The 20,084-nt window shown below is 66.3% G+C and carries 8 protein-coding genes; 5 read left to right on the top strand and 3 right to left on the bottom strand.

Annotation, left to right across the window (positions count from 1 at the left end; genetic code table 11):
• Positions 1-70: 70 nt before the first annotated feature.
• The 5 genes from PX52LOC_RS18655 to PX52LOC_RS18635 all read left to right on the top strand — a co-directional run bounded on the left by PX52LOC_RS18655 (position 71) and on the right by PX52LOC_RS18635 (position 5,678).
• Entirely contained in the window at positions 71-685 is a 615-nt protein-coding gene (locus PX52LOC_RS18655) for a response regulator (protein ID WP_246173760.1), read from the top strand.
• Entirely contained in the window at positions 682-1,668 is a 987-nt protein-coding gene (locus PX52LOC_RS18650; protein WP_149111516.1) for an HD-GYP domain-containing protein, read from the top strand. The genes PX52LOC_RS18655 and PX52LOC_RS18650 overlap by 4 nt, the downstream gene beginning before the upstream one ends.
• Before the next feature lie 36 nt (positions 1,669-1,704).
• Entirely contained in the window at positions 1,705-2,523 is an 819-nt protein-coding gene (locus PX52LOC_RS18645) for a sigma-70 family RNA polymerase sigma factor (RefSeq protein WP_149111515.1), read from the top strand.
• A gap of 80 nt (positions 2,524-2,603) precedes the next feature.
• Positions 2,604-4,487 (top strand): PAS domain-containing protein, encoded by a 1,884-nt coding sequence (locus PX52LOC_RS18640; protein WP_149111514.1) that lies wholly within the window; start codon positions 2,604-2,606, stop codon positions 4,485-4,487.
• A 39-nt stretch (positions 4,488-4,526) separates the two neighbouring features.
• On the top strand, positions 4,527-5,678 hold the full coding sequence (locus tag PX52LOC_RS18635) for an HD domain-containing phosphohydrolase (protein ID WP_168219088.1): 1,152 nt from the start codon (positions 4,527-4,529) through the stop codon (positions 5,676-5,678).
• Here the strand turns inward: PX52LOC_RS18635 and PX52LOC_RS18630 are convergent, their stop codons facing one another.
• From PX52LOC_RS18630 to PX52LOC_RS18620, 3 genes are all read right to left on the bottom strand, one after another.
• Positions 5,679-7,649: a sugar transferase gene (locus tag PX52LOC_RS18630; protein ID WP_149111512.1), complete on the bottom strand. Its 1,971-nt coding sequence runs from the start codon at positions 7,647-7,649 to the stop codon at positions 5,679-5,681. It abuts the gene before it with no gap.
• Positions 7,650-7,737: 88 nt separating this feature from the next.
• Positions 7,738-9,735, bottom strand: a complete 1,998-nt coding sequence (locus PX52LOC_RS18625; protein WP_168219087.1) for a tyrosine-protein kinase family protein — start codon at positions 9,733-9,735, stop codon at positions 7,738-7,740.
• Between the two features lie 1,002 nt (positions 9,736-10,737).
• Positions 10,738-19,854 carry an Ig-like domain repeat protein gene (locus PX52LOC_RS18620; protein WP_149111510.1) on the bottom strand — a complete coding sequence of 3,039 codons (9,117 nt, stop codon included), beginning with the start codon at positions 19,852-19,854 and terminating at the stop codon, positions 10,738-10,740.
• Between the last annotated feature and the right edge of the window lie 230 nt (positions 19,855-20,084).

Below are 20,084 nucleotides of genomic sequence, written 5' to 3'. Positions count from 1 at the left end.
TGATCAGGATCGGCCTAAACTCTTAGCCCAAAAGACTGCTGCTCGTCAACACGCCCTAGAGCTCGCCACCGTGCACCGGATCGTCAAGCAGCTCGGCGGGCACATCGCGGTGACCAGTGAGGTCGGGGTCGGAACCAAATTCGAAGTGTATCTGCCCCGCACGAAGCACGTGGACGGAATGCCGCTCGTCCGATCCAGACTGGAATTCCCACCACCGGGCTCGGAGACGCTTCTCCTCGCCGAAGACGACGCAGGCGTGAGGGGTTTGATCCGACGCGTTTTGGTCGAGTGTGGGTATACGGTGCTGGACGCGGCCGACGGCGACGAGGCGATCCGGGTCTCGACCCGGCACGACGGGCCGATTCACCTGCTCATCACGGACATCATCATGCCCGGTCTGGGCGGACGAGCGATCGCCGAGACGCTGATAAAGCTTTATCCCGAGGTACGCACTTTATTCCTTTCCGGCTGTCCCGAAGACGCGGGGATGCCGCACGGCATTGTGGATGGAAGGGTGAGCTTCCTCTCCAAGCCATTCTCTCCTCTTGCCCTGGGGTTCAAGGTCCGAGAGTTGTTAGATTCTCCGTTGCAAACGATCAATTCCGATATTCGCCTTTGTTCGGCATCTTCCTCGCCAGGCTTATTAATCGTGGGGAACACCGATTTCACCCGAGCGGCCGAATGACGATCCAGCAACCACTCCGCCGTTCCGTTTTGGTCGTAGACGACGACCCGTCGATCTCGAAACTTCTCCGGATCGTCTTGGAGGATGAAGGCTATCAAGTCGTGGTCGCGGCGGACGGCCGGATCGCGTTGGACCGGGTCGCCGAACATCGCCCCGACCTGGTGATCCTGGACATCGACATACCCCATGTCGGCGGATTCGAGGTCTGCCGCCAACTCAAACTCGCTTCGGAAACCTGCCTCCTTCCGATCCTGGTGTTGACCGGCACTGAGTCTGCCGATGCCCGATTGCGGGCGTGGAACCTCGGTGCGGACGAGTTCCTGACCAAGCCGTTCCAGACGTTCGAGATTACCGCCCGTTGCCGCTCTTTGTTGCGGCGGCAGGAACTCGTCGAGGCGCTCGACTCGGCCGAGTCGGTCGTGTACACGTTGGCCCGTGTGATTGAGGGGAAGTCACCCCACACTCACGGCCACTCGGACCGCGTGGCCCGATACGCGACCTCACTGGCCGAACGGATCGGACTCGATTCGACCGAACTGGACGTCCTCCGTCGCGGCGCAATCCTCCACGACATCGGAAAAATCAGTATCCCCGACGCCATCCTCAATAAGCCCGGGCGGCTGACGGATGAAGAGTTTGATGTCGTCCGGCGGCATCCGGCCGACGGGGCCAGGATTGTCGAGCCGCTCCGCTCCGCCCGAGATGTCCTGCCGCTGATCCGATGGCACCACGAACGGATGGACGGCAAGGGATACCCGGACGGCTTGATCGGCCACTCGATCCCCCTCCTGGTCCGGATCCTGGCGGTCGCCGATGTGTACGACGCCTTGGCGAGCGACCGCCCGTATCGACGCCCGATGTCGCGCCAGCAGTGCCGGGATGTCATGACGGCCGATGCCCTCGGGGGCGGGCTTGATCCCGAAGTTGTTCTGGCATCGTTTGAGATTGTCGCGGGACCAACCCCCGTGCCGGTGCCGTTGTGACGACCTCCCGACCTTCTATTACTCACCAGGATCGTCATGGGTACAGCCCGACACGTCCCCGAGTCTTTTCGCACGTACTTGGCGGAAATCAACCGCACGCCACTCATGACGACCTCCGACGAGAAGGAGACCGCTGCCGGCGTCGTGGCCGGGAACGAGGCCGCGCGCGACCGGATGATTCGGGCGAACTTGCGATTGGTCGTCAACATCGCACTCAGCTACACCGGCCGGGGGGTGCCGATTGAGGACCTCGTGTCTGAAGGGAATCTGGGCCTCATGCGTGCGGTGGAGGGATACGATCCGTCGATGAACACGCGGTTTTCGACGTACGCGACCTTCTGGATCAACCAGAGTATCCGCCGGGGTATCGTGAATGCGGCCAAGATCGTTCGCATCCCAGTGTACATGACGCAACTGCACTTCAAGTGGGCCCGTGCGAAGGGCGATTTAACCGTCGAGTTTGGGCGGTTGCCGACACACGAAGAGGTAACCGGACGGTTGGGCTTGTCCGAGAGGCAGTCGAGGATTCTCGCCGAGGCCATCCGCGTTTCCAGGGGCTTGCCGTCCGAGCCCGGCGAGGGTTCACCGGGCATTGCCGAGACGGTGATGGATTCGCGTCTCCGGACACCCGAGGCGTTGATGACCGAGGTGATCGACATCGGGCGACTGATGGAATTGCTGGACAAGATGGAACCGCGAGAGGCCGCCGTTCTCCGGATGCGGTTCGGCTTCGACGGTGATGGGCCAAAGACCTGCAAGCAAGTCGGCGTGCAGTTCGGCCTGTCGCGAGAACGCATTCGTCAAATCGAGTCCGACGCGATCGCCAAATTGGCCGAGAGCATCGGGGATCGCTGATCCCGCACGAGCCCGAAGCTTTATCACGAAGTGACCGTCAGTTGCCAATCGGACGACGTCCAGACATTGAGGAGGCCCGCGTGACGCCGATCGTCTTGTGTGTCGATGACGAGCCCGAGGTCCTTGAGGCCTACCGCGTCTTCCTGAACGCGAAGTATTTCATGGTCACGGCCGGGGACGGCCGGGCGGCCCTGTCAATACTCGAAAAGCTGGGCCCGGTTGCGGTCATCGTCTCGGACCTGAACATGCCCGGCCTGTCGGGGGTCAAGTTACTCGCGACCGTGCGGGAACGATACCCGGACACGGTGCGGATTCTGGCGACGGGACAGACCGAGTTGGCCCACGCCGTGCAGGCAGTCAATGACGGGCACGTCTTCCGCTTTCTGACAAAGCCGCTCACGAACGCGACGTTTACGGCGGCTGTCGCGGCCGCGGTCGACCAGTACCAGTTGATCGTCTCGGACCGGCGGCGGACCGAGTCCGCGTTGCAGGCGAGCGAGGAGCGATACCGCCAGTTGTTCGAGGCGAACCCCCATTCGATGTGGGTCTCCGACGCGGCCGACCGTCGGTTCCTGGCCGTCAACGACACGGCGGTGCGGCAGTACGGGTACACCCGCGAACAGTTCCTGACCCGCACGGTCGCGTCGGTAGAAGCTCTTGAGGGCCACGCGGTTCCACGAGGCGTAGGCCGCGTTCTCCGGCGGCACCGGATGGCGAACGGGATTGTCCACGACATGGAGGTGGCGGACAACCCGATCGAGTTCGCCGGCCGGAAGGCCTATCTCACACTCGCCCTCGACGTGACGGCCCAGGTCCTAGTCGAGGAATCGCTCCGATTGCGAGACCGGGCGGTGGGCGCCGCGACGCAGGGCATCGTCATTACCGACGCCCTCCACCCGGACAACCCGATCATTTACGTAAGCCCCGGCTTCGTGCGACTGACCGGGTACTCGTCGGCCGAGGTGGTGGGACGAAATTGCCGTTTCCTTCAAGGGCCGGACACGGCCCCTGAAGCCCTTTCCCAAATTCGGAACGCGATCCGAGCAGTCAGGCCGTGTACCGTCGAGGTCCTGAACTACCGAAAGGACCGGACGCCGTTCTGGAACGAGTTGTCCTTCTCGCCCGTCCACGACGACGCCGGCCGTCTTACCAACTTCGTCGCCGTCCAGTCGGACGCCACGGGTCGACACGCCCTGGAACAGCAATTGCGACAGGCGCAGAAGTTAGAGTCGATCGGTCAACTGGCGGCCGGGATGGCGCACGAGATCAACACCCCTATCCAGTACATTGGCGACAACACCGCCTTCCTGGGTGAGGCGTTTCAGTCGCTCGCCGAGCAACTCTCGCGAGGCCGGGACGTACCCGCGGACGGGAGTGACCTGAAAGAGATGTTGGAGGAAGTGCCGCTGGCCATCGCGCAGACCCTGGAGGGGGTGCGGCACGTGTCTCGGCTTGTCAAGGCAATGCGGGAGTTCGCCCACCCCGGCACCGAGGAGAAGGTCGCGGTCGATCTGAACGCCGTCCTGGAGACGGTGATCGCCGTCGCCCGGGGCGAGTGGAAATACCACGCCGACTTGAAGACCGACTTTTCGCTCGACCTCCCTCCGGTCCGCGGGTTGCCGGGGGAGTTGAACCAGGTCTTCATTAACCTGGTCGTCAACGCCGCCCACGCCATCGGTTCGACAGGGCGGCCGGAAAAGGGAACGATTACCTTGTCCACGAGACGGGACGGGGACGATGTCGAGGCTCGGGTAACCGACACCGGCTGCGGGATCGCCCGCGAGATCCGCGGCCGCGTATTCGACCCCTTCTTCACCACCAAGCCCATCGGACAGGGAACGGGTCAAGGCCTGGCCCTGGCGCACGCCGTGGTCGTCAACCGTCACGGCGGGACGATTGGGTTCGAGTCGGAAATCGGCCGGGGCACGACCTTCGTCGTTCGCCTGCCGGCCTGGAAAAACTAGGGCATCGTGCCGACGCACGACGACCCTCAGGAGTGTCACGTGTCTGAAAAAATCTTGTTCGTCGACGACGAGCCGAACGTCCTAGCCGGGTACGAGCGGCAACTGCGGAAGCGGTTCGCCGTCCACACCGCCCCGGGGGGCGAACAGGCCCTCGGCATGTTGGCGGCGGACGGGCCGTTCGCGGTGATCGTGTCCGACATGCGGATGCCGGGGATGAACGGCGTTCAGTTCCTTTCGGAGGTGCGGGTCCGTCAACCGGAATCCGTTCGCATGCTCCTGACCGGCAATGCCGACGTGGAGAGCGCCATCGACGCCGTCAACCGCGGCGGCCTGTTCCGTTTTCTCAGCAAGCCATGCGACGCCATGACGCTGGCCCGATCACTCACCGACGCCCTCACCCAGTACCGGCTTGTCACGGCCGAGCGGGAGTTGCTCGACCGCACCCTCAAGGGCAGCGTGCAGGTTCTGGGCGAGGTCCTCGCGCTCGTGAACCCCGCGGCGTTCGGCCGGGCGTTACGAGTGCAGAAGTTGGCTCTCGAAATCGCGGCCGTCCTGAACACGCCCATCGGCTGGGAAGTGGAGGTCGCGGCCATCCTGGCTCAACTCGGGTACGTGGCGGTTCCGGAGCGGGTCTTGACCCTCGCCGACCGCGGCAAGGACTTGACGTCGGACGAGCAACTCCAACTTAACGCCGCACCGACGATCGCGGTCGAACTGATCGGCCGTATCCCCCGTCTCGAACGGGTGATCCAGGTCATCGCCCACATCGGGACTCGGTACGACATCGCCACGGTCAACGGCAAGTTCGATTCTCTCCCGCTCGGCTCGCGGCTTCTCCGGGTCTCGCGGGACTTTGACATCCTTCTGACGCGGGGCATTCCGAAGGCCCAGGTCGTCGAACACCTTCGGATGGACGCCGGGAGGTACGACCCCGCCCTCCTGGACGCGCTGGATCAACTCGTCCGAAACGCCACCCGACCTCAAAGTCGGGTCCTCCCTGTTGCCGCCCTTGAGGTCGGGATGGTCCTGGATGAAGACCTCTTTAGCACAAGCGGCACCTTCTTACTCCGGCACGGGAACGCAATCACCCTCCCGCTCAAGTACCGCCTCGAACAGTTCGCGAACGCCGGTCACATCCCGCCGACCCTTCGCGTCTCAGTTCCGATCGACCTGACCGAACTGATTCAATAATCACCGGAACGCAGGATTTCCCTCGGTCATTCTTGCGGTTCGCTGACTCGCGTCAATGTCCAAAACGGTGTCTGCGGGGTCAACGGTAACGTCCGGGCACGTGCGATCGTCATGCGGTACCGCCGGGTCGGACCGGAGCGAGAACGACAGACGCTTCTCCACCCCGACGAACAGGGCGGTCGAGGTCGCGACCGCACCGAAGTAGCACACCGGAAGGGCGGCCCAGAAGAGCCACGGGCCGCGGAATTCGGCGGGCACCAGGACCGTTGCGGCTAACGCCAACGCTTTCAATACCAACCCGTGGGTCAGGTAGAACGAATAACTCATATTCCCGAGCCACCGCAGCGGCGACCACGAGAACGCCCGACTGCACCGCCCGTCGCCGCCGAAACAGCAGTACGCAACTCCCATGACGGCCGCGCTCACCGCCACGACCCGAAACCCGACGGCCATGCCCGGCAGGTCTGGAGATGAGACGATCCCCGCGCGGAGCAGAACAGCGCCCCCAACCCCCGCGGCGACGGCAGTCATCGCGACCGCTTCCCCGCCGGCCGAAAGCCGCCCGCGTCGCCCGCGGACGAATTCGTACGCCAGGAAGGCCGCGATGTAGACGGCGAACCGGGCATGAGCCGGCGACAACGTCACGCAATACACGAGGTAGCATCCCCACACCGCGGCGAGAACTGCGACCCGCTGCGGGGACGTCCAGTTCCGCATCCCGGTGAGGTGGATGGCCAACGGCAGGGTGACGTACAAGAGCAGTTCGTACCCGAGCGTCCAGGTCACGACGATCAGCGGCGGGGTGCCCGTGAGGCCCGGCAGGAGGGCCAGATTCTCCAGGAGGTACGCGACGGCCGCTGCTGGTTCGGCGGGAACCTTGGACTCCCCGGGGAAGGCCAGCGACAGACCCAAGTACAGTCCGAACACGCACAGGAACGTCGGGTAGATCCGCCAGAATCGGTCATTGAGAAAGCGGCCGTAGTCGAGCTGCCGTCGGACGCACATCCCGTAGATCAGATAGCCGCTGATCATCAGGAACAGGTCGGTGCCGTGCCGGGCCATGGTATCCACCGCCTGGGCTGCGAGACCGCCGGCCGCCGAGCCCAGGTACACGCCGAACAGGGTCAGGAAGTGGGCCAGGAACACCAGGGATGCGGCGACGCCTCGGAGGCCTTGCACGGCGAGGATTCGGTCCGGCTTCTGGGGAATCCGGTAGACTGCCGCAAGACTGTCCCAGGTGCTCCCCGGGGTGGGGTCGATGAGGTGAGACCGTTCCGCGATGGAACCGAGAGTTCGGAGTCGCCAGGAGAGCGGGAGGTGGAGCAAGTAAAAGACCGTGGCAATCAGGATGCGCAGGTCGAGAACCGGTCCGGCGGCCCGGATGTACAAGAGATCGGCGAACAGTTTCTGACAGACCGACCCGAGGTCCTGATCGCCCGGGAACTGGACCTGTGCGAGGCCGGTCAGCCCCGGTCGCACACACAGGCGGTCCTGGTATCCGGGGATCGACTCTTGGAGTTGGGCGGCGATCATCGGCCGCTCGGGCCGGGGGCCGACGAACGCCATATCGCCCCGCAGCACGTTCATCAGCTGGGGCAACTCGTCGAGGTGGAGCACGCGAAGAATGCGGCCGACGCGGAACGCCCGCGGGTCGTAGCGGGTCGCCCACACCGGCCCGGTGTCTCGCTCGCAGTCGACGTGCATGGTGCGGATTTTGTAGATCCGAAACGGCACCCCGTTACGCCCGAGGCGGACTTGCGTGTAGAAGGCCGGCCCCGGCGACGTGAGTTTGACGAGGACGACGGCGAGCAACGTCACCGGGGCGGTCAGCACGATCAGAAAGACCGTCGGAACGTAGACGAGGGCTCGTTTGAGTCGGGCGAGGGGGCCTTTTCGGGGAAGGTCGGTCGCTCCCAGACTTTCTGTCCGGCCGACCAGAGAGACCGTAGCCGTATCGCGGTACTGGTTCATGGAGTTTCTCGTTTGTGAGGGCGTGACGCCAGGTCGCCGGCCTGTTGGGTGGCGGCGATTTCCGGATGCTGAACAAGGGACGTGCCGATTAACTGATGGGGGACGCGGCCGGCGGAGTGGGGCACCCGCTGCGGGAGTAGTACTTGTACCGGCCCACCTCTTCGGCCCCGTTTACCACCACCCCGGCGACCGGAATGCCGAGATCGGACAGCCGGCGGATGGCCTCGACGAGGAGGGCCGAGCGGCTGACGGCGGAGAGGCTACACAGAACGACGGCGTCGGCGTACCGCCCGACCTGGAGCGGCTGAACAGTGGCGAGGACCGGGCTGGTGTCGATAACGATGGCATCGAACTCCGTTCGCAAGTCGCCGAGAATCCCGCCGATTGCTCCCCGAGCAATCTCCCGGAACGCCCCCGCGGTCGCCGTGCCCGCGGTGAGGACAAACACGTTGTCCGCCGGCGAGCGATGAATAGCTTTGGCGAGCGTGACTTCTCCGGACAATACCTCACATAGCCCTGGGCCCATTGGCAGGTCGAAGGCCACGTGGGCGGCGGGGCGGTACAGGTCGGCGTCCAGGAGCAGGGTTTTCTTTCCGGCACGGGCCAAGTTAATCGCTAGGTGCCGGGCGAGCGTCGATTTCCCCTCACCTGGGGCCGCGCTCGTGATTTCGATCACCTGGGGCGAGGCCCCGGACCGGGGGGCGTGCAATAACGCCGCGCAGACGGCATCGACCGAGTCGGTCAGAGGGTTCGGCCACACGTCGGCTACTCGCTTGGCGGGCGTGCGGTCCGGAAGCCGGGGGACCACCCCGAGGACGTGAACCCCGAGCCCCTCTCGAACGTCCTCGGGGCCGTAGATCCGCCAGGCCCAAAGTTCCCACACCGACACGCCGGCCACGACCAGCAGGAACGGGCCGGCCAGCGCGAGCCAGGTCCGCAAATGCTGTCGGGAGGGCTGTTTGACCACCGGTTCCGCCGCGTCCTGAATGGACGCCGTCCGGGCGATCGTCTTCAACTCGAGCCGGAGTACCGTCAACTCGTCCGACACGTCCTTGGAAATAGTCTCGAGGCGCTCGGCCGCGTATTGCCGACACGTCTGCGCGGAGGCGTCCGCCTTGCACTGTTTCAATTCGTCCCGCGTGCGGGCGATCAACTCGCGCATCAGTTTTCGCTCCTCCTCCAATCGGACGGTACGGGCGTGGGCCTCGCCCGTACGCTTCTGACGACCGTCCGCCGCCGACTCCGTGGACCGTTGGGTCAGGGTCTGCTTGCGGTCCTCGACCGCGTCGAGCAGGTTCTTCCGATCGCGGGCGAGGGCCCGATACGGTTCATAAGAAGCGGGGTTGATCCGGGTCCGCTCCTGTTCGGCGATCGTCACGTCGATTTGGGAGATTCTGCTACGGTGCTGGCGTGTCAACGGGTCCTTCTCGGCCAGTTCTTCGACGGTGGTCGGGGAAACCGGTGCGTCTGGCTGGACGCGATTCACGTCCACGACGAGTTGGGAACGACGCAGGTCCGTCTCAATGCGGAAGAGTTCACTTTGAAGGAGGGAAAGCCGTTCGCCCAAAAGACGCTCGTCGGCCGTTCCAGTTTCCTCTCCCTTCATCGCCGACTGCGTCAAGGCCGTCCGCCGGCGTTCGCAATCTTCGTAAACCGTCTCGAGGAACTCCTTGCGCTTGAGTCGGCGGGTCTGTTCGGCACCGACCACTTCGCGGAGGTACGTGTCCTTGACCGCGTTCACGAGGACGGGCAACTCGTCCGCGTCGGATCCGACCAGAGAGATCCGGAGAATTTGTGGACCAACGGGTTCGACTTTCAATTCGGCCGTGAGCCATTGGAGCGCCGCCGCGGGATCCCGCCGCACGGATGGCAGATCGGCGGCGGGGCCTTGCGCGAGCGCGGTCGTGAGGATGAACTGGGTCTTGACCAGTTCGACTTCCGTCCGCAGGTCGCGGGGCTCGGCCCGGGCAGGCGTCCCCGCCGGGAGACCTTCAGCGGGTTCGAGACGGATCAGCGCGTGGGTCGTGTACTTGGCCTGCGCGGGGGGGAACAGATGGTTCACCCAGAATCCGATTGCCGCAGCCATCAGGCCGAGTATTGAGATAAGCCCCCAGCGGTAACGAAGGATCCGGAGCACATAGGCGGGCGTCAGCCCCGGTCTTTGGACTAGGCTGACAGGGCCGACGGCCGGCGCGGATGACGAATACGAGCTTTCACCCGACAGCGGTCTGGTCATCTGAATTGTTGTTGAGAGCGTTTCGGAGCAGGGGCTTGCAAGCGTGACGGTACCTTCTGCCATCTCAAATTCCGCCTATCGGTGAGTGATCGAACGAACGCCGCAGCCTCGGGGGACACGGTCTAAATTCCCACGGATGATAGGTCGGCAATCGTATCAGCCAAACTCCAAGTTCGATAGAATCTTATTTCTTCTCAAATTACCATGTAGCATTTGTCACGAAATGGAGTCGGCATCAATGTTAGTGTAGTTGGTCAAGCAGCCGCTATTGGTGGCGGGACAAGTGAGGGCGGCTCCGTACCTGCTCGGGTGGCTTGAATCACCTCGGCCAGGAAGGCCGGCGTGCATTTTTCGTGGGGAGGATCAGAGTTCGCTGAGGACCGGTTCAACCGGGCTTCGAGGTCGGAGAGACGGGCTTCGAGATACCGGAGGTGCGCCGGCACCGCCGGGGGCAGAGCATCGAACACGTCCGGAGGTAGGGATGGTGGGGGCTTCATGCCCCCAGATGGGATACGGTCGCCACCGAAATCCGGCTAAACAGTGAACGGCTACTCTGGAAATTCATCCGACAATACAACACAACATTATTGTAGGACCACCGGCAGAACTTGTATGTAATGGACGAGCACAATCAGTCGCTTCGCGATGGGACTACATTTTCGTGTTCAGCCAGTATTATACATTGTACCCCGGATTTTGCACGTGGCTCGGGCCACATGACTCGTCGTGCGGTAAGGATTGCCTCCGGTGTTCGGCAGAGTTTGTCGCGACCCGGTCCCATCTTCGGGTCTCGAACACGGGACCGGGTGCGGTGGCAACCGGGGAACAGATTTAAGCCGATTCACAGCTCCGTCACCCGACGAACACCCCGCCGAGATCGTCGAACGCGTCAAATTCGAGAGACTCGGGCGGCGTGCCATTCCGAGGGATCGTCGCCCCGGCATAGGCCGTTACCCGAGACCCGCTCCCCGTTCCCGACCCCACTACGAGGTCGGCTCGGTTGTCGCCGTCCAGGTCCTTGACGGCCACCCGAACGCCGCCCCGGTCGGCGGCGTCGCCGACGAAGAAGTTGCCGAGTTGGGCCGCCGGCAGGGTGATCGCGTCGAGGGCTTTGAAGTCGCCGCTGGCCAGGATCGTTGCGGCGTCGGCAATCCGCACCCGCGGGCCGCCGCCGGGGCCGCCGCCGAACGCCAGGTCGGCGAGTCCGTCGCCGTTGAAGTCGCCGACGGCCACGTACACCCCGTTGCGAAGGCCCGGCTCGAAGGCGAAGAAGTCGGGGACGAGGCGGGTGCGGGTGGCGGCAGCGGCAAACCCTTGCCCGTCGTACACCGCGACCCGCGGGCCGCCCCCGAACCCGGCCGCCACGACCACGTCGGCCACGCCGTCCCCGTTCACGTCTCCGACGGCCGCCCGGGCACCGCCGCGGAAGGCGGGGTCGTCGATGCCGAGGAATCGCGTCATCTCGACCGCCGCGCCGGTCCCGCCGGCCATCCGTGCCCCGTCGTAGACGACCACGACCGGGCCGCCGCCCTCGTCGGGCGTCACGATCAGGTCCGGGACGCCGTCGCCGGTCACGTCCCCGGTCGCCACGTACACCCCGCCGGTGAACCCGGCTTCGAACGGCATGACCTCGAAGAGTGTCCGCCCGGTCACGCCGTCCAGCACGCGGACCATCGGCCGCACGCCGGGGCCGGTGCCGGTCACCACGTCGGCCACGCCGTCGCCGTTCACGTCGGCCGAGGCCGTCCGGACTTCGCCGGTGAACCCGTCGGCGACCGGGTATGTCCGCAGCACGGACCCGTCGGCCCCGCTGATGACGGTCACCGGTTGGCCCCCGCCGGCCGGACCGACCACGATGTCCGCGATGCGGTCGCCGTTCACGTCACCCGCGACGGGCGAGAGGATGGTCTGAGTCAGAGAGGCCGTACCGGCTGTGAAGTCGGCAGTCGGCATGAACGTCGCCGACACGACCGGAGTGCCGGCGGGAAGGGCAGTTGTGGTTAGTGTGGCCACGCCGGCGGTAAGGGCGACCGTGCCGATGACGACGTCGTCGGCCCGGAACGTGACCGACCCGGTCGGGACGGCCGACGAACCGGCGGCCGTGTTCGTCACCGTCGCGGTGAACGTGACGGACCTGGTGACCGGCACCGGGTTGGCGGAACTGGCCAGGGCGACGGCCGTGCCCGCCGGGCTTACGGTGAAGGTCACGGCAGCCGACGTGCTGCCGGTGAGCGTCGCGTCGCCGGCGTACACAGCGGTAATCGCGTGCGGGCCGGTGGAAAGGCTCATCCCGACCAGGGTTGCCGTGCCGGCGGCGTCGACGGTCGCGGTGCCCAGCTCCGTGCCGCCGTCGAAGAATGTGACCGTTCCGGTCGGCGGGGCCGCGCCGGGGGCGGTGACGGCGGCCGTCAGGGTCTGCGGCGTGCCGAACAAGGCCGGGCCGGTCCCGACTACGGCTGTCGTCGTGGCCACCCTGTTCACCACTTGCGTCGCGGCGGGCGACACGCTTCCAACGAAGTTTGCGTCGCCCGAGTAGGCAACCGTGATCGCGTGCGAGCCCACGCCGAGCAGGGCCGTGGTCAAGGACGCGCCGCCGGCGGTAAGGGCGACCGTGCCGATGACGACGTCGTCGGCCCGGAACGTGACCGACCCGGTCGGGACGGCCGACGAACCGGCGGCCGTGTTCGTCACCGTCGCGGTGAACGTGACGGACCTGGTGACCGGCACCGGGTTGGCGGAACTGGCCAGGGCGACGGCCGTGCCCGCCGGGCTTACGGTGAAGGTCACGGCGGCCGACGTACTGTCTGTTAAGGTGGCGTTGCCGGCGTACACGGCGGTGATCGCGTGCGTGCCGGTGGAGAGGCTCACCCCGACTAGCGTCGCCACGCCGGTTGCGTCGACGGCCGCGGTGCCGAGCGTCGTGCTCCCGTCGAAGAACGTGACCGTGCCGGTCGGCGTTGCCGCGTCGGGGGCGGTGACGGCGGCCGTCAGGGTCTGCGGCACGCCGAACGCGGTCGGGCCGTTCGTGGTTACGACCGTCGTCGTGTCCACATTGTTCACCACCTGTGTCGCGGCGGGCGACTCACTGCCGACGAAGTTCGCGTCGCCCGAGTAAGTCACCGTGATCGCGTGCACGCCCACGCCGAGTCGGGTCGTGGTCAAGGACGCGGCACCGGCGGTGAGGGCGACCGTGCCGAGCGGGACGCCGCCGTCGGAGAACGTGATTGATCCGGTCGGGGTGCCGACCCCGGCCGTGCCCCGCGCGACGGTGGCGGACAGCGTGACCGCTTGCCCGAAGGCCGACGGGGTGCCCGAGGTCGTGACCGCGGCCGCCGTGGTCGCCTTCGTCACCGTGAACTGGCCGTTGAGGGTGACGAACGTGTAGTTCCCGGCGGCGAGGGTGCCGCCGGTCGCCGTGATCGGGTACGGGTTGCCGGCGACGGCGCTGGTTGGGGTGGCCGTCGTCGAGAGGGCCGCCGTGCCAGTGACGCCGCTCGTGCCGAGCGTCTCACCATTCTTGAACCCGGCGAACGTAACCGTGAGGGTCGGGTTCGATTCGCCGAAGGCTCGCGTCTTGTTGTCGGCGGTGACCGTGAGCACGGCGGGGGTGACGGCGAGTTGCCCGCCGACGAAGACGAAGTCGTAGTTCCCGGCGGCGAGGGTGCCGACCGCCGCGGTGATCGCGTACGGCCCGCCCACGACGGGACTCATCGGCGTGGCGGCGGTGGACAGCGCGGCGGCCCCGGTGACGCCGCTGGTGGCGAGCGTCTGGCCGAGCACGAACCCGGTGACCGTGGCGGCGAGTGTCGGATTGGTCCCGCCGTAGACGCGGGACCGGTCGGTGGCGGTGACCGTGAGTGTCGCCTTGTTCACGGTCTGCGAGTACGCCGGCGAGGTCGATCCGGTGAAGTTGCCGTCGGCGGGCGTGAACACCGCGGTGATCGCGTGCGGCGACCCGAGGGCCGCGAGCGTGTTGATCTCGAAGGTGGCAGCACCGGAGGCGTCTGCCGTGCCCGTGGCGATGAGGGTCGCACCGTCGAAGAGTCGGACGACGCCGGCCGGGAGGCCGGCCCCCGGTGCGACCGCCGACACCTGGACCGTGAAGGTCACCCCCTGGCCGTAGGTCGACGTGCCGGTCGAGGTGACGTGTGTCGCCGTCGCCGCCGGGTTGATCGTTAGCCCACCGCTCAAGGTGACAGAACTGGCCGAGTAGATCGAAGTGCCGTTGTACACCGCCGTGATCACGGCCGTCCCGACCGGGAGGCCGGCCGTCGTGAACGTGGCCACCTGGGAGCCGCCGACGGTCGTGACGGCCGCGGTCCCCAGGAGGGTTCCGCCCGCGAAGAACGAGACCGTGCCCGTCGCCGTGCCGGTCGCCGCAGCGACGACGGCCGTCAACGTCACCGGCTGCCCGTAGACCGACGTCGCGGCGCTCGTCGTGACCGTGGTCGTGGTGCCGGCAATGTTGGTGAGGGTGACGTCGTTGCCGTCGCCGCCCACGTAGCTGATGCGGAAGGTGTAGCCGAGGAGGGTCAGAGTGCTCCCCTCCGGCAGGCCGCCGAAGGTGTTACTAACGGCGGACAGCCCGGCGTTGTCGATGATCCGGAGGGTGTCCCCGGGCGACGGCGTGTAAATGCCCAGGATCGCCTGGAGCGAGGCCCCGCCGAGGTCGACGGCCTCCGCGACGAGTTGACCGTAACCGGTGGCGGCCGTGGTGCCCCCGAGGACGGTGAGGAACGTGGAGGCATTTCCGAGGGTGACGGCACCGGTGTGCAGCGTACCCGAAAGGACGCCCGGGGCGAGGAGGCCGCCGGAGACGGTGACCGCCCCGACGGTGCCGATGCCGCTGAGCGCCCCCGCGACGCCGACGACGACCCCGCTGCTCGACGCGATGTCGCCATCGACGCGGAGCATACCGACGGCCACGACGGTCGCCCCCGTGTAGGAACTGGTGCCGACCAGGGTCAGCGTTCCCTCACCCGTCTTGGTGAGGCCGAACGCGCCGCCGATGGCGTCGGTGACCGCGAGCGTGCCGGCGGAGGCGACGTTCAACAGGGCGTCAGCGGTCAGGGTGAGGACGCCATTCAGCGTCACATCCAGACCCACCGGGACCGCGAAGGTGCTGCCCGCGGCGAGTTGGAGGCCGCCGGAGGGGAGGGTATATGTCGGGGTCGAAACCAGGAGGGTCGTCCCGGTGGCCAGGGCGACCGTGCCCATGGTCCCGGTCGCCTGGGCCGAGAACACCTGGAGGTTGCCGGCAGTGATGGTCGTCCCGCCGCCGTAGGCGTTCGTCCCACTGAGTTGCACCGTCCCGGTGCCGGTCGTGGTCAGGCCGGACCCGTTGCCGAAGTCGTTCACCATCGTGGCGAGGTGAAGGGTGCTGAAGGCCGCTACCTCGATCGTGCTGTTGGTCGCCAGGAAGACGTTCCCGCCGACCGTGTTGGCCCCGGCCGAACTGCGGACCGCGGTGCCGCTCGACGCGACCAAGAGAAAGTTATAGACGGAGATGCTACCGGAGATGTCGAGGGTGCCCGTCCCGAGGACGTTCACGACGCCGGTCCCTGCACCAGTGCCCTGACTGATCGCCAGCACGCCCGCGTTGATGTTCGTACCGCCGCTGTAAGTGTTCGCCCCCGAGAGGGCCATCGTGCCCGCTCCGTCCTTGATGATGTTGAAGATGGACGAGACGACCGCCGACACCGCGAGATCGACCCCGCCGGGCGTGGCCCCTTGTGCCACGAGGAAGAAGTTGTTGGGGCCGCCGAAGGCGAGATGGCCGCTGAGGGTCGCCGTGGACGAAGACCCGTTCGTGGTGATGCTGCCGCCCGAGGACAGGGTCAGCATGCCGGCACCGGTCGTCACCGACCCGCCGGTGAAGGTCAGCGACCCGATCGTGGCGCTGAAGCCGTCGAGGTCGAACGTGGCCGTCGCGGCCGAGAGGGTGACGGCCGCGGAGGTGACAATCTGGTTATCAGATTGAGCGACGAATGTCGAACCGGCCGTAATGACCAGGTTGCCCGGGATGGCGGCCACGCCCGGGGCTTTCGCAACGACGAAGAAGTTGCCCCCCGCGGTAGTCGTGCCCGTGTACGTGTTGGCGGTGGTCCCCAGCAGGTTGAACGTGCCCGGGCCGATGGTCGAGATTCCGAAAGGTCCCCCGATTGCCCCGAATACGTTGAGGGAGGTCGAGGTCTGGAAGAGGGTGTCGGCCGAGAGGGTGACGTTGCCCGAGAGGGTGTTGGTGGAACTGCTGCTCTGGACGGCCCCGAGGCCGCTCACGCCCGTGCCGCCGATCGTGATCGTGTTCGCCAGGTTCACGTTGCCCAGCAGGTCCAGCGTCGCGCCGGGATTGATCGTCAACACGCCCGACCCGATGTCGGCCGGTGCGGTCAGGGCCAGCCGGCCCGCGAGGACCGTCGTGCCGCCGGTGTAGGTGTTCGCGTGCTCGAACCGCAAGACACCGGCCCCGACCTTGGTCAGCGAAAACGCGCCGGAGATCGCCTCGGTCACCGCGAGCGTACCGCCGGCTGCCACGTCGACCGACTGGTCCCCCAACAACGTGATGCCCAGGCCCAGGGACGACGTACCCGCGGCATAGGTGGTCGCAATGCCGTTCTGGACCGCGAACGGGTTGCCGTAGATGTCGTAGCCCGAGCCCAGGATGATCACCGAGTGGAAGACGGTGCCGGGGGAGAAACTGTTAACACTCTCGGTCCGCACCGGATTCACGGGGAAGAACAGCCGCGAGCCGGCCGTCGGAACGATGCCGCCGACCCAGTTGCCGGGGTTGGCCCAGTCGCGGTCGCCGTTGTCGGCACCGGTCCAGGTATAGCTAACATCGGCGACGGTCAGGACGACGTCGTTGCCGCTCCCGCCGATGTAACTGATCGTGAGCGTCACAACCCCGATGGTGAGGGACGAGCCTTCCGGCAGCCCGTTGAACGTCCCGGTGATCGCGTCGATGCCGTCGTTACTGATGATCGTGTAGGTCGTCCCGATCGGCGGCGTGGCATCCAGGGCGATCGTCAGCGTCGCCCCGGCGAGGTCGACCGTGCCGGCGACGTTCGCCTGGTCGTACTGCGTGCCGACGGTCGTCCCGTTGAGCTCGACGGAGAAGGTCGTGCCGTTGGTGAATGAGACGTCGCCCGTGTTCAGGAGGCCGGGGCCGACGCCCGGCGCGAGCGTCCCGATCGCCGAGACCGTCACGGCCGGGAGTGTGCCCGTGCCGCCGAGGGTGCCGTCCACGAAGACGAGATTGCTGGTGGCGAGTGAGCCGTTGACGATCAGGGTGCCGTCGCCGACGTTCACGTTCCCGGTGTGCGTGTTCACCCCCGAGAGAATCAGCGTGCCGGCCCCGTTCTTGTCGAAGTCCCGCGGGCCGCTAATGACGCCGGCGACTTGCAACGTCGTCCCGGCGGCGACGTCGAAGGCCACGTTGTTGCCGCCCGTAATGCCGATGTCGCCCTGGATCGTGTTGTCGCCCGAGAGGCTCATGATCTTGCTGGAATCGCTGACGGGGACGCCGGATATGGCAATCGTCTTGGTCGCCGGGAGGGTGATTCCGCCCGCGAGTTCCAGCGAGGCCCCGGAGAGGACGCTGACGACCGACGCCGAGGCCGGGTTGCCGAGTGCGTCGTCGGTCGTGACCCGCAGGAACCCCCCGCTCACGGTCACGGTCCCGTTGAACAGGTTGGCCCCGCTCAAAATGGTGCGGCCGTTGGCCCCCTGAAAGACCGTCAGGTCGAAGGTGGAGCCGCCGTCGTCGATCGCGCCGGTGATCGTCAACGTCGCGGCGGGGGCGGCACCGATCTGGCTGTTGCCCGTCAGGGTCACGGTGCCGGTCAGCGTGGCCGAACCCGAGACGACCGTGAGGGCACCCGAGGAGATGAACCCCGTGCCGGCGATCACGAACTCTTCATCCACGACCAGAGCCGGGCCGTTGAAGTAGACCGACGCGCCGCTCGCGACGGTCGTGACGCCCGGCGTTCCGAGGCCGGTGTCGCTCTTGACCTGGATCGCACCGCCGTAAACGGCCGTGTCGCCGGCGTAAATGTTCGCGCCCGAGAGTCCCACGATGCCCGATCCGCTCTTGACGATGCCGCCGTTCTGGATCACCGCGCCGATCTCGGCATCGACGTTGATCGTGCCGTTGTGGAAGCCGTCGTGGTCACTATTCAGAGCGAAGGTCGGGTTGCCGCCCAGGTCGAGTACGCCCGGCCCCGCGATCGTCGCGGCGGCGTGACTGGCGGCGATGACCGTGGTTAGGCCGGAGGTGAGGGTGAGCGTCTGCCCCGCCGCGATGGCGACCGTCGTGCCCTGGAGCACCAGCGTGGCGAACGTCTCGCTCCGCCCGTTCAGGTCGAACGTAGCCCCCTCGTTGACGGTCACGGTCGCCGCGTCCGGGATCTGGTCGTCGCCCGCGAGTTGCACCGTCTCGCCGCCCGTGCCATCGCCGACGATCAGGTTGCCGCCCATGGCGTTGACGCCCGTCTTGTTCAGCACGAGGGTGCCGCCGTTGACGGTGGTCGTGCCGGTGTACGAGTTGGCACCGCTTCCGGTGTACGCCAAGGCCCCCTCGCCGGTCTTGGTTACGCCGAACGCGCCCGAGACCTGTCCGGCCAGGACCAGGCCCCCGCCGGCCGCCACGTTGATCGTCTGGTTCGCCGTCAGGGCCAGGTCCATTCCGATCGTGGACGTCCCGGAGGCGTGGGTGGCAGTCACCCCGCCCACGAGTTGAATCGAGTTGCCGAAGAAGTTGAACCCGGCCGACTGGATCTCGATTGAATGGAAGGTGGTCCCGGCGGCGAAGTCGTTGACGCTGCTCGCCCGGGCGGCCCCGGACGCGAACACGAGTCGGTCGCCGAAGCCCGGTGCGATGCCCGAGGCCCAGTTGTCGGGCGAGGACCAAAGGCTGTCGTCCGCGTCGCCGCCGGTCCAGGTGCGGGTCGCGACGTTGACGGCGGTGACCGTGATGATCACGCCCGAACTGAAGTACCCGACCGAAAACGTCACCGGTCCGGACGTCACGCTACCGAACTGGCTGATGCCGTTGAACCGCCCGGTGATCGGCGACCCCTTGGCCTGGGAGACGATTTGGAAACTGGTGTTCACGGCCGGCAGGTAGCCGAGGCTGATATCCAGGTCCGCGCCGTTCGGGTTGAAGAGGGCCGATCCGTTGGTGAGTTTCAGTTGATCGTAGCCCGTTCCGACGGTGACTCCGTTGAGATCGACGTGGAATGTCGTGGCGGACGGGAGGGTGAATCCGGTTCCGTTCGCGTAGGTCAAGATCCCTGCACCGCCCACGGACCCCGGATCGACCGTTGTGGCCGCGCTCCCGCTGATTCCCGCACCGTTGAGCGTGCCCGACCCGGTCAACGAGCCGCCCGCGAGGACCACCGGGCTTACGATCGAGCCGTCCACATCCAGCACGCCCGCGTTGATCGTGGTATCACCGGTGTAGGTGCTCGCCCCGGTCAGGCCGAGGGTGCCCCCGCCCGTCAGATTCAGGCCGGCCGACCCGCTGACGTCGCCGGCGAGATCGAGTCGGCCGCCGCTCGCGACGTCCACCGCCCCGTTGCCGAGGGCGACGTCCAGGGTGCTCGTCGAAGTGCCCGCCCCGTAGGTCGCCGACAGGCCCGCCGTCACGGCGACGGCGTTGCCCGACAGGTTGTACCCCGCCCCGAGGACGGAGATCGACGCGAACGTGGTCCCGCCCGCGAAGTCATTGACCGGAGAGAGCGTCGCCGCCCCGCCGGGGAAGATCAAGTCGTCGCCGGCGGCGATGGCCCCGGACCAGTTGCCGGCGTCGCTCCAGTTCGCGTTCACGGCCCCGGTCCAGGTTTGGAACGCCGGGGTAACGCGGTCTTCCAGCGGCGTCAGGTTGAGGTTGCGAAGAGGCCGGCGTCCCGCGGCCGACTTGCGGCTCTTGGAAATTCCCCACGTGCGATAGAGGGAGTTGACCCAGGTCATGTGAAAGCTCGTGAGGCGAGGTATAAGTCGGAGTTGAAGCGGAGGCCTAACGGTAGTTCAGAAATGGCCGCAATCTGGTTGGACGGAAATGATTGACCCGAATACTCGCAGGAAAGTACGGCGACGGCATCAAATTGTTTCAGCTGAAGAATTCAAGATCTCAAAGGATCATGTGGCGTCGTAGAAAGACGCCCGAAGTGGAACTCAACAGCGTTTTGACTCTTCACTTA

Origin of the sequence: Limnoglobus roseus, from assembly GCF_008254045.1 — a bacterium.
GTDB classification, from domain to species: Bacteria; Planctomycetota; Planctomycetia; order Gemmatales; family Gemmataceae; genus Limnoglobus; species Limnoglobus roseus.
This window is presented reverse-complemented; position numbering and strand designations above follow the sequence as displayed.

Bases quoted from the DNA above. Each gene is read 5' to 3' on its own strand.
- PX52LOC_RS18645 (WP_149111515.1), top strand. From the start codon at position 1,705: ATGGGTACAGCCCGACACGTCCCCGAGTCTTTTCGCACGTACTTGGCG.
- PX52LOC_RS18625 (WP_168219087.1), bottom strand. From the start codon at position 9,735: ATGGCTGCGGCAATCGGATTCTGGGTGAACCATCTGTTCCCCCCCGCG.
- PX52LOC_RS18630 (WP_149111512.1), bottom strand. From the start codon at position 7,649: ATGAACCAGTACCGCGATACGGCTACGGTCTCTCTGGTCGGCCGGACA.
- PX52LOC_RS18620 (WP_149111510.1), bottom strand. From the start codon at position 19,854: ATGACCTGGGTCAACTCCCTCTATCGCACGTGGGGAATTTCCAAGAGC.
- PX52LOC_RS18650 (WP_149111516.1), top strand. From the start codon at position 682: ATGACGATCCAGCAACCACTCCGCCGTTCCGTTTTGGTCGTAGACGAC.